The organism is Phenylobacterium sp. T106, from assembly GCF_057219735.1.
This window is the reverse complement of sequence record NZ_JBXVWA010000001.1, coordinates 435,259-450,133: the sequence shown is the minus strand read 5'-3', so window position 1 is coordinate 450,133 and position 14,875 is coordinate 435,259. Positions and strand designations below refer to the sequence as shown.

Here is a 14,875-nt window from a genome sequence, read left to right as displayed (position 1 = left end):
CGCGGAGGCCTGCTGGATCGAGAAGGCCGGCGCGATGGCGCCGGCCTTTTTCGTGCGCGTCAGAGGGGCAGGGGCTTGCCCAGCTCGCCGGCGAGATCGCGGATGAACTGCCAGGCGACGCGGCCAGATCGTGCGCCGCGCAGCTGCGCCCACTGCAGGGCGCGCCGTTCGAGGTCGGGCGCCGCGAGGTCGAACTGTGCGGCGTAGGCCGCGATGGCGGCGAGGTAGGTCGCCTGGTCCATCGGCGGGAAGCCGATCCACAGCCCGAAGCGGTCCGAGACGCTGACCTCCTCCTCGGCGTCCTCGGCGGCGGCGACCAGGCCGCGGTCCTCCTGGTGGCCGCGCGGCATCAGGTGGCGACGGTTCGAGGTCGCCACGAAGAGGACATTGGCGGGCGGTCCCGAGACCCCGCCCTCGAGCGCCGACTTCAGCGCCTTGGCCGCCGCGGCGCCCTCCTCGAAGGAGAGGTCGTCGCACAGCACGACGAACCGCTCGGGGCGGCCCCGCAGCACGTCGAACAGCGCCGGCAGCGTCGTGACCTCGTCCCGGTCGACTTCCACCAGCTTCAGGGTCGGCGCATCGGCGGCGACCGACATGAACGCCGCCTTGGCGAGCGAGCTCTTGCCCGCGCCCCGGACGCCCCAGAGCAGGGCATGGTTCGAGGGCAGTCCCTGGGCGAAGCGCTTCAGGTTCTCGACGAAGCGGTCCTTCTGCCGGTCGACGCCCACGAGGCTCTGGAGCGGCAGCGGATAGTCGGGCGCGGCATGGAACGCGCCGCTGCGCGGATCGTGGCGGAAAAGCCTGCCGCCATCGAAGCTTACGGCCGTCGGCGCCGGCGGCGCGAGCCTCTCCAGCGCCTCGGCGATGCGGCTCAAGACCGTCCTGTCGTCACCCTGCATGACCCGCTGCCTACCACCCGCGCCGCTTCGATTGCAAAAGCGGGTCCTTGCGCATAGCTTCCGCCGACCCGATTTCCGGCCCTACGCCAGGGCAACGCTTCCGGAGCTGAGATGAACGACCCCAATGCCCTGATCCAGGTCATCGGCATGCCGATCCTGCTGATCGTGCTGTTCTATTTCCTGATGATCCGGCCGCAGCAGCGCCGCATGAAGCAGCATCAGGCGATGCTGGCCGCCCTGAAGCGCGGCGACCAGGTGGTGCTTTCGTCCGGCATGATCGGCAAGGTCGTTCGGGTCGAGGACAAGGAAGTCGGTCTCGAGATCGCCACCGGCGTCACCGTGAAGGTGGTGAAGGGCATGATCTCGGACGTCCGGTCGCGCGGCGAGCCCGCGCCGGCCAACGACTCCAAGGCCTAAGCGCCCCTCCAGATGGTTACCCTCTCCCGCTGGAAGGTCGTCCTCGTCATCCTGTCGGTGGTGCTCGGGCTGCTGTTCGCGCTTCCGAACGCCTTGCCGCAGAGCGTGCGCGACGGGCTTCCCGGCTTCATGCCGCGCCAGACCCTGAACCTGGGCCTCGACCTCCAGGGCGGATCCTACCTCCTGCTGGAGGTCGACACGGACGCCCTGCGCAGCGAGCGCCTGACGAACATGGTCGAGGACGTCCGCACGACGCTGCGGGAGGAGCAGATCGCCTTTGCGGACCTCGGGCCCGTGAACGGCGGGGTGAACGTGCGCATCGTCGATCCGGGTCAGGTGGACGCCGCGGCGCGCGTGCTGCGAAACACCATCGGCTCCACGATCCAGGGCGCGGTCGGCGGGCGGGACACGACCGTCCAGGTCCTTCCCGGCCAGACGCTCCGGCTCACCTTCATCGCCGAGGCCTTCGAGGCCGAAGCCAAGCGGGCGGTGGACCAGTCCATCGAGATCATCCGCCGGCGCATCGACGAACTGGGCACCCGCGAGCCGACGATCCAGCGCCAGGGGTCCAACCGCATCGTGGTCGCGGCCGCCGGCGAGAGCGATCCCGAACGCCTGAAGGAGGTGCTGGGCAAGACCGCCAAGCTCACCTTCCACCTGGTGGACGAGAACGCCGACGTCGCCGCGGCCATGGCCGGGCGCGTCCCCCCCGGCAAGATGCTGATGCCGGGCGAGGGCGGTCAGCCGCCGCTGGTCGTCGACCGCCGCGCGCTGGTCACGGGCGAGATGCTGACCGACGCCCAGCCGGGCTTCGACCAGATGAAGAACGAGCCGATCGTGAGCTTCCGGTTCAACGGCCTGGGCACGCGCCGCTTCGGCGACGCGACCATCCGCAACGTCGGCCGCCGCTTCGCGATCGTCCTCGACAACCAGTACATCTCGGCGCCGTCCATCAACGAGCCGATCACGGGCGGCAGCGGACAGATCAGCGGCAGCTTCACGGTCGAGAGCGCCAACGACCTGGCCCTGGTGCTGCGCGCGGGCGCTCTGCCGACCCGCCTGAACGTCGAAGAGCAGCGGACCGTCGGCGCCGAGCTCGGCGCGGACGCCATCGCCGCCGGCCAGATCTCGGCCATCGGCGCGTTCGTTCTGGTGCTCGCCTTCATGGTGGTGGCGTACGGCTTCCTGTTCGGCGGCGTCTCGATCCTGGCCCTGCTGGTCAACGGGCTGCTGATCATCGCGGCGATGTCGATCACACAGGCCAGCCTGACGTTGCCGGGCATCGCGGGCCTCATCCTGACCCTGGCCGTCGCCGTCGACGCCAACGTGCTGATCTACGAGCGGATGCGCGAGGAGATGCGCGCCGGGCGAACGGTGATCGCCGCCATCGATGCGGGCTTCAACCGCGCGATGCTGACCATCTTCGACGCCAACATCACCCACCTCGGGGCCGCGCTGATCATGTTCAGCCTCGGCGCGGGCCCGGTGAAGGGCTTCGCTTGGACCCTGGCCATCGGGGTGTTCACCTCGGTGTTCACGGCCGTGCTGATCACGCAGGTGATCCTGGCCCTGTGGCTGCGGACGACGCGGCCCAAGTTCCTTCCGATCCAGTGAGCCGCCGATGAGCAAGACTCCTTCCACGTGGTGGCCGCTCATCAAGCTGCTGCCGGTCAAGACCAACTTCCGCTTCATGCGGTTCGCCAAGGTCTATGCCGGGGTGTCGCTGGTCGCGACGATCGCGGCGGTCTTCCTGACCCTGTTCCCGTTCGAGCCGCCCTGCGCGGGCCTGAACTGCGGCGTCGACTTCCGCGGCGGCACGGTCCTGGAGATCACCTCCAGGCAGCCCATCGACCTGGGACGGGTTCGCGAGACCCTGAACGCCCGCCAGCTCGGCGACGTCCAGGTGCAGGCGTTCGGCAGCCCGCAGGACGCGCTGGTGCGCTTCGAGACCCCGGAAGGCCAGAATCCGGCCGTGACCGTGGAGGGCGCCAAGCGGGCGCTGGTCGCCGCGATCGGGCCGCTGGAGTTCAAGCGCACGGAGGTCGTGGGGCCGAAGGTCTCGGGCGAGCTGTTCCGCAACGGCGTGCTGGCGCTGGCGCTCGGGGTCGGGATGATGATGGTCTACATCTGGTTCCGGTTCGGCCTGACGTTCGGCATCGGCGCGGCCGCGGCCCTGATCCACGACGTGCTGCTCACCTTCGGCCTGTTCGCGGTCACGAACATGGAGTTCTCGCTGAACACGGTGGCGGCGATCCTGACCATCATCGGCTACTCGGTGAACGACACCGTCGTCGTGCTCGACCGCGTCCGGGAGAACCTGCGGAAGTACAAGCGGATGCCGCTGTCCGAGGTGATCGACCTCTCGATCAACGAGACGCTGTCGCGGACGGCCATCACCGGCGTCACCGGCCTGATGGCGCTGGGCGTGCTGGCGGCCTTCGGCGGCGAGACCCTGTTCGGCTTCTCCATCGCGATGATCTTCGGCATCGTGGTCGGCACCTACTCGTCGTTCTTCGTGGCCGCCGTGGTGCTGATGTGGCTGGGCGTGAAGCGGGGCGAGGACGCCGAGGTGCTGAAGCCCCTGGACGCGCGGCCCTAGCGCGCGTTCCGGCAGGCCGAGACACCCGCAGGCGATCCCGATGCGCTCCGGCAGCCCGACGACGGACCCCGTCTTCCTGACGGTCTCGATCGAGGCCGGTCGGGGCGGGCGGTAGGAGACGGCCCATGGCCCGCAACGCGCCCGCGATCGACGCCTACGGGGACGGCGGCTTCCGCCTCGACGGCGCCCGCCACGACGGCTCGGTGCTAATCCTCAGGGACGAGCCCCGCGCATGGTCCGTGGCGCGCCTGGACGAGCTGACGCCCGCGGCGCTGCAGCCGGTGCTCGACGCCGGCGCCGCCGAGGTGGAGTTCGTCCTGCTGGGCGTGGGCGCCCGCAACGCCATGCCGCCCCGCGAGGTGCGCGAACGCCTGCGCGCGGCCGGGATCGGGCTGGAGTTCATGGACACGCCCTCCGCCGCCCGGCTCTACAATCTGCTCACGTCGGAAGGCCGGCGGGTTGCGGCCGCCCTGATCGCCGTCTGATGCGTCCTTCCGGCCTGTGACGAAAGGTCCTATACCTCTCGACCTAGGGCAGGGACTCACAAGGGCAAGCTAGATGGCTGGATTACTCGCCAATTTCCGCAACACCGTGATCCTCAGCGTGGTCCTCGCGCTGGTCATGGTCGTCGCGTACTCGCAAGGCCCGCAGGGGACGGACGCCGCCTTCTGGCAGGCGGTCCTGCGCTGGCTGCACACCTTCTTCGGCATCCTGTGGATCGGGCTGCTGTATTACTTCAACTTCGTCCAGATCCGAAAAATGCCGGAGATCCCCGCCGAGCTTAAGCCGGCGGTCTCCAAGTACATCGCCCCCGAGGCGCTGTTCTGGTTCCGCTGGGCGGCGGCCGCGACGGTGCTCATGGGCGTGCTGGTCGCCTACGCTCGCGGCGCGAACTACGCGCACGAGGCGTTCACCTTCGGCCTGTTCGGCGGCCTCGCCCCGAGCGACAAGGGCTTCACGCTGCTGGGCGTGGGCATGTGGCTGGCGATCATCATGTTCCTGAACGTCTGGGTGTTCATCTGGCCGAACCAGAAGATCGCCCTGGGCATCGTGGACGCGGACGCCGACGCCAAGGCCAAGGCGGGCCGTACGGCGATGCTGTTCTCGCGCACGAACCTTCTGCTCAGCATCCCGATGCTGACGTCAATGACCATGACGCAGACGCTGTTCGGATAGCGGCCGGCGAAATGACGGAGAGGCCCGCCCCATCGGCGGGCCTTTTTCGTTGAGGGTGCGATGGACGACGATCTCGACGACCTGGTCCGGCGGGTGGACCCTGACCGCTGGCTCTCCAGCCGGTTCATCGGCGACGCAGTCAGGCGGGCCGACGTGATCGCCGTCTACGCCTACGATCACGAGCTGGCGCGGGCCCCGAAGGTCACCTCCAATCCGCTCCTGGGCGAGATCCGCCTCACGTGGTGGCGGGAGGTGTTGGACGAGATCTACGAGGCTCGACCCGTTCGCCGGCATCCGACGGCGCAGGCGCTGGCGGCGGCCGTGGCGCGCCATGGCCTCGAGCGTGCGCCGCTGGAGGCCATGATCGATGCGCGCTACCGCGAGCTCGACGCCACGCCGATGCGGCCCAAGGAGGCCCTGCGCTGGGCCCGGGACACCGGGGGCCGCGCCGCCGAGATCGCGGCCCGAATCCTGGCGCCCGGCGGAGACGCCGGTCCTGCGCGGGCGGCCGGGGCGGCCTGGGCGCTGTCGAAGCGTGGCGAGCCGAGGGTCGCCGCCCTGGCGAGCAAGGCGCTGGCCTCGGCCCGTAGCGCCGTCCGCAAGCTGGAGCCGGTCGCCTTTCCGGCGGCTGCGCACGCGGCCCTGGTCGGCCGGCGACGGTCTCCCCTGGTCGACCGACTGCGGCTGGTCTGGGCGACGGCCTCCGGGCGGATCTGACCGGGGCCTGGATCTACTCGGCCGCCGCCAGCGTCGGCGCGGGATGGCCCGCCCAGGCCGCGAGGTCGGCCAGCGCCCGTTCGCCCACGGCGCGCTTCTTCAGCCGGGTCTTCTCCTTGGCGCCCAGCCGGCGACCGTCGGCGTCGCGCTTCGGCGGCGCCATCGGCGGCAGGAGGCCGTAGTTGATGTTCATCGGCTGGAACGACCCGGGCCCGCCTTCCAGGTGGCCGCCGGTGATGTGGCCGACGAGGGCCCCCAGCGCCGTCGTGGGCGGCGGCGGCGCCAGCGTCCGGCCCAGGCGCTCTGCGGCGGCGAAGCGGCCGGCGAGCAGGCCGACGGCCGCGCTCTCGACATAGCCCTCGACGCCCGTGACCTGGCCCGCGAACCGCAGTCGCGGCTGGGCCTTCAGCCGCAGGGATCCGTCGAGCAGGCGGGGCGAGTTGATGAAGGTGTTCCTGTGCAGGCCGCCCAGGCGCGCGAATACCGCCTTCCCGAGTCCCGGGATCATCCGGAAGATCTCGGTCTGCGCGCCGTGCTTCAGCTTCGTCTGAAAGCCCACCATGTTCCAGAGCGTGCCCAGGGCGTTGTCCTGGCGGAGCTGCACGACGGCGTGGGGCTTCTCGTCGGGCCGGTGCGCGTTGGTGAGGCCCACGGGCTTCATGGGGCCGTGCCGCAGGGTCTCGCGCCCGCGCTCGGCCATCACCTCGATCGGAAGGCAGCCGTCGAAATAGGGCACGTGCTCCCAGTCCTTGAACTCGGACTTGGGCCCGGCCAGCAGGGCGTCGATGAAGGCCTCGTACTGCGCCTGGTCCATGGGGCAGTTGATGTAGGCTGCGGCGTCGCCGCCCGGCCCGGCCTTGTCGTAGCGCGACTGCCGCCAGGCGATGTCCATGTCGATGCTGTCGAAGTTCACGATCGGGGCGATGGCGTCGAAGAAGCTGAGCTGCCCCTCGCCGGTCAGGTCGAGGATCGCGTCGGACAGTGCGGGTGAGGTGAGGGGACCCGTCGCCACGATGACGCTGTCCCAGTCGACCGGCGGCAGGCCGGCGACCTCCTCGCGGACGATCGTGACCAGCGGGTGCGCCTCGAGCCGATCGGTGACCGCCTGGGCGAAGCCGTCCCGGTCGACGGCGAGGGCGCCGCCGGCCGGGACCTGGTGGGCGTCGCCGGCCGACATGATCAACGAGCCCAGCGCCCGCATCTCGGCGTGCAGCAGGCCCACCGCATTGCCGGCCCAGTCGTCCGCGCGGAACGAGTTGGAGCAGACGAGCTCGGCCAGCCGGTCGGTCTGGTGCGCATCGGTGCCGCGCACGGGCCGCATCTCGTGCAGCACGACGGGCGCGCCCGCGCTCGCGATCTGCCAGGCGGCCTCGGAACCGGCGAGGCCGCCTCCCACGACGTGAACAGGTCTCATGGACATGCGTTGCCTACTAGCAACTGTGCGCCTGGATCGCGAGCGGGGCCTTGCACGCCGTTTGCCATGCACGGCAGAGTCTGCGTTCTGGCTCGCGAGCCGAGTCGGGCTCGCGCAGAGGGGTTGAATGGCTCAGTTCTCACCAAGCGATGCGGCGTTGGAAGGCTTCCGGCTGACCAAGGAGCATCCGGGCGTGATGCTGGCCTGGAGCGCCGTCTATTTCGGCGGCATCCTGCTGATCGCGCTCGCCATGATGGCGACCCTGGGGCCGCAGTTCATCGCGCTGGCCCGCAAGGGCGAGCTCTTGAACGCCAACCCGCAGGAAGTCGCCGGATTGCTGGCCAGTTCGTGGCCCGCCTTCCTGCTGGTCATGGTGATGACAGCGCTCCTCATGTCGATCATCGCCGCCGGCGTCATGCGCCTGGTCCTGCGGCCGACCGAGCACGGCTTTGCGCATCTGCGGCTCGGCAAGGACGAGCTTCGCCTCACCGTGGCGAACCTCATCTGCATCGTGATCTACGCGCTGTGGGGGATCGTGGGCATCGTGTTCACCGCCGGCGCCAGCCAGAGCGGCGCGGTGGGCGGGTTCGTGGCGGCGCTGATCGCCTTCATCGTGGCGATGTGGATCGGCGTGCGCCTCTCGCTGCTTCTGCCCACGGTCTTCGTCACCGGCCGGATTTCCCTGGGGCTCGCCTGGGAGAAGACCAAAGGGCGCTTCTGGTCGCTGCTCGGCATGATCGTGCTGGCGGTGATCTTCTATGTGATCGTCTACATCCTCTTCAGCGTCATCAGCTTCGCCATCGTCGAGCTCTCCGGCGGCCAGGCGGCGATGCAGGATCTCGGCAGCCTGACGCCGGTGGCCGCGATCGCCACCATGCTGACGCTGGTCATGCAGCTCCTGCTCCAGGTCCTGCAGATCGTGATGATCTACGGCCCCTTCGCGACCGCCTACCGGGCGATCGAGGCCGACGCCGCCGAGGCGTCCTGACGCCCGCGCGACGCCGCCCGTCGCCGCGGGACGCGAGCGGCGCCTCCTGAGTTCCCCGTGGCCTACGCCGCGGCCGAGGGCCGGGCGCTGACGCGGTCGTGCCAGGCCTTGAGGTTGGCGTTCGACTCTTCGAGGGGCAGGCCGATCCAGGTGGCGAAGTCGACCGTGGAGAGCAGGCAGATGTCCGCCATGGTGTAGGCGTCGCCGCAGAGGAAGGGGCGATCCGCGAGCTCGCGGTCCAGCCAGCCCTGGGCGTTGCGGTAGTGCTCCCGGTTGGACTCCCCGAAGTCCTTGAACTGGGTCAGCAGCCGCGCCGTGAACGGGTGGGCGTGGCGCCAGTACATCCCGACCGGGCTCATCACCGTGAACTCCACCCGGCGGATCCACATGTCGACCTGCGCCTTCTCGACCGGCGTCCTTCCGAACATCGGCGGCTCGGGATGGATCTCGTCGAAGTACCGGCAGATGGCGACCGTTTCGGAGATGCAGGTCCCGTCGTCCAGCTCCAGCGTCGGCACCTGCCCCAGCGAGTTGCGTGCGCGGTGCTCGGCGCTCTTGTGCTCGCGCTGCATCATGTTCACCGGCGTCTCAGGCAGGTCGACGCCCTTCTCGGCCAGGAAGATGCGCACGCGCCTGGGGTTCGGCGCCGGCATCGGCGCGCCATAGAGTTTCATAGGCTGGTCTCCCCTTGTTGAGAGAACCCTAGATGATCCCTCTCCTGCCGGGGAGGGATCAGGAGCCTCACGCGCTGACCTTCTCCCGCCGCTTCGCGCCCCGGCGCTCGCGATGGCGCTCGAGCAGTTCGTGCAGGTACCGCCCCGTCCAGCTGCGCGGGTTGCGCGTCACGTCTTCGGGCGAGCCTTGGGCGACCACCTCGCCGCCGCCGTCGCCGCCCTCGGGGCCGAAGTCGATCAGCCAGTCGGCGGTCTTCACGACGTCGAGGTTGTGCTCGATGACCACCACCGTGTTGCCCTGGTCGGCGAGCTCGTGGAGCACCTCCAGCAGCTTCTTCACGTCCTCGAAGTGGAGACCCGTGGTGGGCTCGTCGAGGATGTAGAGCGTCTTGCCGGTGGCCCGCCGGGAAAGCTCCTTCGACAGCTTAACCCGCTGCGCCTCGCCGCCGGAGAGCGTGGTCGCCTGCTGGCCCACCTTCACGTACCCGAGGCCGACGCGCTTCAACGTCTCCATCTTCTCGCGGATGGGCGGCACGGCCTTGAAGAACTCGGCGGCCTCCTCGACCGTCATGTCCAGGGTGTCGGCGATCGACTTGCCCTTGAATAGGATCTCGAGCGTCTCGCGATTGTACCGGCGGCCGTGGCAGACGTCGCAGGTGACGTAGACGTCCGGCAGGAAGTGCATCTCGATCTTGATCAGGCCATCGCCCTGGCAGGCCTCGCAGCGCCCGCCCTTCACATTGAACGAGAACCGACCGGGCCCGTAGCCGCGCGCCTTCGCCTCGGGCAGCCCGGCGAACCAGTCGCGGATGGGCTGGAAGGCCCCGGTGTAGGTCGCGGGATTGGACCGCGGCGTGCGGCCGATGGGCGACTGGTCGATGTCGATGACCTTGTCGAAGTGCTCCAGCCCCTCGATCCGCTCGTGCGGCGCCGGCGCGTCCGAGGCGTTGTGCAGCCGCCGGGCCGCGGCCTTGTAGAGCGTCTCGATCGTGAACGTCGACTTGCCGCCGCCGCTGACGCCGGTGATGCAGGTGAACGTGCCCACCGGGATCTCGGCGGTCACGTCCTTGAGGTTGTTGCCCCGCGCGCCCACGACGCGCAGCACCTTCTTCTTCGAAATCGGCCGCCGGTCGTCCGGCACGGCGATCTCGCGCGCTCCGGACAGGTACTGCCCGGTGAGGCTGTCCGGGTTCGCCATGATCTCGGCGGGCTTGCCCTCGGCCACCACGCGTCCGCCGTGGACGCCCGCCGCGGGGCCCATGTCGATCACGTGGTCGGCGGTGAGGATGGCCTCCTCGTCGTGTTCGACCACCAGCACGGAGTTGCCGAGGTCGCGCAGGCCTTTGAGGGACTCCAGCAGCCGCGTGTTGTCCCGCTGGTGCAGGCCGATGGACGGCTCGTCCAGCACGTAGAGCACGCCCGTCAGGCCCGAGCCGATCTGGCTGGCCAGCCGGATGCGCTGGCTTTCGCCGCCGGACAGGGTGCCCGACGCGCGGGACAGGTTCAGGTAGTCCAGGCCGACGTTCACGAGGAAGCGCAGGCGGTCGTTGATCTCCTTCAGGATCCGCCGCGCGATCTCCATCTGCTTGTCGGTGAGCTGGCCTTCCAGGCCCTCGAACCAGGCCTTCGCGTGCTTGATCGAGAGGCGCGAAACGGTGCCGATATGGTCGCCGGCGATGCGGACCGCGAGCGCCTCGGGCTTCAGGCGGTAGCCCTCGCAGGCCTCGCAGGGCGTCTCGGACTGGTAGCGGCCGAGCTCCTCGCGGACCCAGGACGAGTCGGTTTCGCGCCAACGGCGCTCGAGGTTCGGCAGCACGCCCTCGAAGGTCTTGTTGACCTCGTACTTGCGGGCGTTGTCGTCATAGACGAAGCGGATCTTCTCGTCGCCCGAGCCGTAGAGCACGACCTTGCGCGCCTGCTCGGGCAGCTTCCAGAACGGCTCGTCCATCGAGAAGCCGTAGTGGCGCGAGAGCGCCTGCAGGGTCTGGGTGTAGAGCGGCGAGGGGCCCTTCGCCCAGGGCGAGATGGCGCCCTTGTGCAGGCTCTTGTCCTTGTCGGGGACGATCATGTCGGCGTCGAAGGCCAGCTTCGCGCCCAGGCCGTCGCACACGGGGCACGCGCCGTAGGGGTTGTTGAACGAGAACAGCCGCGGCTCGATCTCGCTGATCGTGAACCCGGACACCGGGCAGGCGAACTTCTCCGAGAACAGCAGCCGGCGGGGCTCGGTCTCACCCTCGGCCAGGTCGGCCCATTCGGCCACGGCGATGCCGTCGGCGAGCTGGAGCGCCGTCGCCAGGCTGTCGGCGTAGCGCTGGTCCTGGCCGGGCTTGGTGACGATCCGGTCCACGACGATGTCGATGTCGTGCTTGAACTTCTTGTCGAGGGCCGGGGCGTCCTCGATCAGCATCAGCTCGCCGTTGATCTTGGCGCGCTGGAAGCCGGCCTTCTGCCACTCGGCGAACTCCTTGCGGTACTCGCCCTTGCGGCCGCGCACGACGGGGGCCAGCAGGTTCAGGCGCGTGCCGTCGGGCAGGGCGTTCAGCTTGTCGACCATCTGGCTGACGGTCTGGCTCTCGATCGGCAGGCCCGTGGCGGGCGAATAGGGCACGCCCACCCGCGCCCACAGCAGGCGCATGTAGTCGTGGATCTCGGTGACCGTGCCGACGGTGGAGCGTGGGTTGCGGCTGGTGGTCTTCTGCTCGATCGAGATGGCCGGCGACAGGCCCTCGATCAGGTCCACGTCCGGCTTGCTCATCAGCTCCAGGAACTGGCGCGCATAGGCCGAGAGGCTCTCGACGTAGCGGCGCTGGCCCTCGGCGTAGATGGTGTCGAAGGCGAGCGAGCTCTTGCCTGATCCCGACAGGCCGGTGATGACCACCAGGTCGCCGCGCGGAATGTCGACGCTGACGTCCTTGAGGTTGTGCTCGCGCGCACCGCGTACGCGGATGAAGTTCTGGTGGTCGGCCATTCTGTCCCGGAAACGCCTTGCCGCCCGCGGAGGTCCGGGAGCGGACGGCGTAATTTAGGTAACCCGCGACTCAGATAACACGTGAACACAGGGGGAACAAAGCGCCTGCGTCATCTGGCCCCTGCGGGCTGCTGACACGACGCTGGCAGCAGGGAGAACGAACGGGGCCCTCAACCGGCCGTGACGGCCTCGATCGTGGCGGCGTCGAACCCGAACTCCTCCAGCAGCGCGCGGGTATGCTGGCCGATGTCCGGCGCCATGCGGGGCGCGCGCTTGCCCTCGCCGGCGATCTGGAAGGGGCTGTCGACGGTGCGGATCCAGCTGTCCTCGACCTGCGGCAGCAGGCCGTTGGCGTCGATCTGCTCGTCCGACAGATGGTCGTAGATCGAGCCCACGATGCCGAAGGTCACGTCGCCGGCGCTGAGGATCCTCGCCCAGTGCGCATAGGGCTGGGTCGCGAAGATCTCGTCGCAGAGGGCGACCAGGGCCGGCCCGTTCGCAAGCCGCGCCTCGGGGGTCTCGAAACGCGGATCGGTGAGCCAGTCGGCGTGGCCAAGGGCCCTGGCCAGCAGCGGCCAGTCGCGCGCCGGGTTGGTGCTCGAGATGATGAACTGGCGGTCGTCGGCCGCCCGGTACAGTTCGTTCAGCACGCCCCGCTCGCCGCGCTGCGGACGCTTGGCCAGCTCGTATCCGCAGAGCGCGGCCTGCACCTGGCATCCGTTCGCCCAGAGCCCGTTCGAGAGCAGCGAGGTCGAGACCTCCGAGCCTTCGCCGGTCTGCAGGCGCTTGTAGAGCGCCGTGACGATCGCCCCGTACATGGCCATCGCCGTCGGATGGTCGCCCATGCCCGGCATCGAGATGGCCGGCTCCAGGTCGGGCGTCGCGCGCACCATGTCCATCAGGCCCGACCGGGCCCACCAGACCGTGGCGTCGAAGCCCGTGCGGTCGCGTTCGGGCCCCGCCTCGCCATACGGCGACAGCGAGGCGTAGATCAGCCGGCTGTTGAGGGGACGCAGGTCCTGGGCGCGCACGCCCAGCCGCTCGCGGGCGGGGAAGGGGATGTTGGTGATGAACACGTCCGCCTTGCGCACCAGAGCCTGCAGGACGGCCTGCGCCTCGGGCTGCCGCAGGTCGAGCGCCAGGCTCTCCTTGTTCCGCGACTCCAGGGCCCAGAAGTAGTCGATGTCGTCAGGGGTGCCGCGCAGCCGGAACAGGTTGCGGTAGGCGTCGCCGATGACGGGCGGCTCGATCTTGATCACGCGGGCGCCGTAGTCGGACATGACGGTCGCCGCCGCCGGGCCGGCGATGAAGCTCGCGCAGTCGATGACCAGAAGGTCGCTGAAGAGACCGGTCGCCATCGCCCATCCTCCCAAGGTTTGGTTGAGGCGAGGCAACGAGACTTGCCCCGGCGTCAGTCCAGCGGGCCGCGGTCCTCAACGGGTGCGCCGCAGCTCCAGGATGTCGAGCTTGGATTCATAGGCCGGCCACGGGAAAACGATGCGCCAGCGCTCGTTCCCGACGCGCTGGACCACGCCGACCATGTCCCGGTCGTCCTGGGTCCCGTAGCGCGGGGTGCGGGTTTCGTCGCCGAGTTCCAGGACGCCCACGAAGCGCGCGGCGCGGCGGCCGGAGGGGCAGATGAGTCCAACAGGACGCTGGGAGCCGGTAGTCTTGCGCATGACGAGGTCGCCGCCGGGCGTGAGCTGCACCGAGCAGCGGAACCAGCCGTAGGCGATGTACGGCAGCATGCCTTCGCGCGCGGCGCCCAGCTTGATCGTGCGGCACTGGTAGCGTCCGGGCGTGGGCTGCGGCCGGTTGAGCGACAGCCGCGGCTCGGCCAGCAGTCCCAGTCGCCTCAGCTCGTCCGCCGCGCCGCCCCGGACGGCGTCGGCGCGCGCCTCGCGCCACGCCATGTCCAGCCGCTCGAGGCGCTGGGCGTCGGCGCGCGTGGGCGTGCAGGTCATGTCCTGCGCCGCGGCGGCTCCGGCAAGCGCGGCGAACGCTGTGGCGAGGCGCAGAGGCATGCGGGGCGGGACGACCTTCAGAAGCGGCGCTTGAACGCTAGACGCGTCGGCGTCAGGCGCAATCCCTCGTCGTCCGACCACTCGGCCTTGGGCTGGATGTCGACCTCCGGCGCGTCGTCGGCCGGGCTGAGATCCAGCTGGCGGGCCTGCGGCTCTGTCCGCAGGATGACGGTCTGGCGCTTGGGCGTGAACGCGGGAGCGCTGACGGTCGAAAGGTTCTGCGCCGGTGCGGCCCGTGGCGCAGCTGCGACCACCGTGGCCTGCCAGGCCTGGGCCATGGCCGGCAGCGGCGCGCCGGCCATCAGAACGGCGGCGGTCAGCAAGGGCAATCGGGGTCTGGGCACGATGGGCGCTCCGTTGGGAACCGCCGCCCAGAACTCCCTCAGATCAGTCTGGTTTCGCCATCACGCAATCGTCAGCCCGTCACGCGCGATCGATCCGCGCGGCGAAGCAGCCGGCGCCTGCGTAATGGGCGTGCAGGTAGGCCGCGCCCGCGCTGTCCAGCAGCCGCTCGATCGCCGCCGGCAGCTCGGCCGTGGGCGCGAGCTCGGCGTCCACCATCATGCCGTCGCTGTCGAACGCCCGCAGCGACAGGTGCGCGCGCGCCGCGAAGGCCGGCGGGATCTCTCCAGGCGCGAAGGTGCGGTCCTCGGCCGCCTCGCGGACGAAGATCGCGTGGCTGGCGCGGAACGGGGTGTCCGCCGGCTGATGCTCGTAGTTCAGCAGCAACACGCTCTCGCCGGGCGCAGCGTCCTCAAGCGTCACGCGGCAGGGCGCTCCCGGCCCCTCGACCCGCCGGCGCAGGACCCCGCGCGCGGCGAGCTCGGCGTCCGACAGGGCGAACAGGGGGCGGAAGGCGGCGACGGATAGCGGGCGGACGACGAACGGCATGGCGATCTCCCTTTCGGCCGGAAGATCGGCGCTCGCCCTCGCGGGGCCAATGTGGCCAAGCCAACACAGGTCCGAAAGCCGCGAACCGGCCCCGGTTTGCGCGATCGC

General features: G+C 69.8%; 15 protein-coding genes. 7 read left to right on the top strand and 8 right to left on the bottom strand.

Translation table 11 applies throughout. From position 1 onward, the window contains the following. Positions 1-59 precede the first annotated feature (59 nt). Entirely contained in the window at positions 60-899 is an 840-nt protein-coding gene (locus AC2D8W_RS02140; RefSeq protein ID WP_484670125.1) for an ATP-binding protein, read from the bottom strand. Positions 900-1,010: 111 nt separating this feature from the next. On the opposite strand from AC2D8W_RS02140, the gene yajC reads away from it, so the two are divergent. The 6 genes from yajC (at position 1,011) to AC2D8W_RS02110 (ending at position 5,808) form a co-directional block, all read left to right on the top strand. After that, positions 1,011-1,316, top strand: coding sequence for a preprotein translocase subunit YajC (yajC, locus tag AC2D8W_RS02135; protein WP_293482529.1), 306 nt, complete (start codon positions 1,011-1,013; stop codon positions 1,314-1,316). Positions 1,317-1,328: 12 nt separating this feature from the next. Further along, positions 1,329-2,930, top strand: a complete 1,602-nt coding sequence (gene secD, locus AC2D8W_RS02130) for a protein translocase subunit SecD (protein ID WP_293482530.1) — start codon at positions 1,329-1,331, stop codon at positions 2,928-2,930. Between the two features lie 7 nt (positions 2,931-2,937). Further along, entirely contained in the window at positions 2,938-3,915 is a 978-nt protein-coding gene (gene secF, locus AC2D8W_RS02125) for a protein translocase subunit SecF (protein WP_293482531.1), read from the top strand. Between the two features lie 125 nt (positions 3,916-4,040). Continuing rightward, positions 4,041-4,400, top strand: a complete 360-nt coding sequence (locus AC2D8W_RS02120; protein WP_484670124.1) for an Mth938-like domain-containing protein — start codon at positions 4,041-4,043, stop codon at positions 4,398-4,400. Between the two features lie 73 nt (positions 4,401-4,473). Beyond that, positions 4,474-5,091, top strand: coding sequence for a hypothetical protein (locus tag AC2D8W_RS02115; protein ID WP_293482533.1), 618 nt, complete (start codon positions 4,474-4,476; stop codon positions 5,089-5,091). Positions 5,092-5,151: 60 nt separating this feature from the next. Beyond that, the gene (locus tag AC2D8W_RS02110) at positions 5,152-5,808 is read left to right on the top strand and encodes a squalene/phytoene synthase family protein (protein WP_484670123.1); all 657 of its coding nucleotides are present in this window, start codon (positions 5,152-5,154) and stop codon (positions 5,806-5,808) included. 13 nt (positions 5,809-5,821) lie between these two features. Here the strand turns inward: AC2D8W_RS02110 and trmFO are convergent, their stop codons facing one another. Then, positions 5,822-7,228, bottom strand: a complete 1,407-nt coding sequence (gene trmFO / locus AC2D8W_RS02105) for a methylenetetrahydrofolate--tRNA-(uracil(54)-C(5))-methyltransferase (FADH(2)-oxidizing) TrmFO (protein ID WP_484670122.1) — start codon at positions 7,226-7,228, stop codon at positions 5,822-5,824. A 121-nt stretch (positions 7,229-7,349) separates the two neighbouring features. Here trmFO and AC2D8W_RS02100 point away from each other — a divergent pair, with 121 nt between their 5' ends. After that, on the top strand, positions 7,350-8,210 hold the full coding sequence (locus AC2D8W_RS02100; protein ID WP_293482536.1) for a hypothetical protein: 861 nt from the start codon (positions 7,350-7,352) through the stop codon (positions 8,208-8,210). A gap of 62 nt (positions 8,211-8,272) precedes the next feature. On the opposite strand, the gene AC2D8W_RS02095 is transcribed toward AC2D8W_RS02100, so the two are convergent. The 6 genes from AC2D8W_RS02095 to AC2D8W_RS02070 form a co-directional block, all read right to left on the bottom strand. Further along, entirely contained in the window at positions 8,273-8,884 is a 612-nt protein-coding gene (locus AC2D8W_RS02095; protein WP_484670121.1) for a glutathione S-transferase family protein, read from the bottom strand. Between the two features lie 67 nt (positions 8,885-8,951). Next, positions 8,952-11,852, bottom strand: coding sequence for an excinuclease ABC subunit UvrA (gene uvrA / locus AC2D8W_RS02090; protein ID WP_484670120.1), 2,901 nt, complete (start codon positions 11,850-11,852; stop codon positions 8,952-8,954). 170 nt (positions 11,853-12,022) lie between these two features. Beyond that, positions 12,023-13,210 (bottom strand): CaiB/BaiF CoA transferase family protein, encoded by a 1,188-nt coding sequence (locus tag AC2D8W_RS02085; RefSeq protein ID WP_484670119.1) that lies wholly within the window; start codon positions 13,208-13,210, stop codon positions 12,023-12,025. 75 nt (positions 13,211-13,285) lie between these two features. Further along, positions 13,286-13,876, bottom strand: a complete 591-nt coding sequence (locus tag AC2D8W_RS02080; RefSeq protein ID WP_484670118.1) for a DUF4893 domain-containing protein — start codon at positions 13,874-13,876, stop codon at positions 13,286-13,288. 17 nt (positions 13,877-13,893) lie between these two features. Next, complete coding sequence (locus AC2D8W_RS02075) at positions 13,894-14,220, bottom strand: hypothetical protein (RefSeq protein WP_484670117.1); 327 nt, start codon at positions 14,218-14,220, stop codon at positions 13,894-13,896. Positions 14,221-14,299: 79 nt separating this feature from the next. After that, positions 14,300-14,767: a DUF1203 domain-containing protein gene (locus AC2D8W_RS02070; RefSeq protein WP_484670116.1), complete on the bottom strand. Its 468-nt coding sequence runs from the start codon at positions 14,765-14,767 to the stop codon at positions 14,300-14,302. Positions 14,768-14,875: the final 108 nt, after the last annotated feature.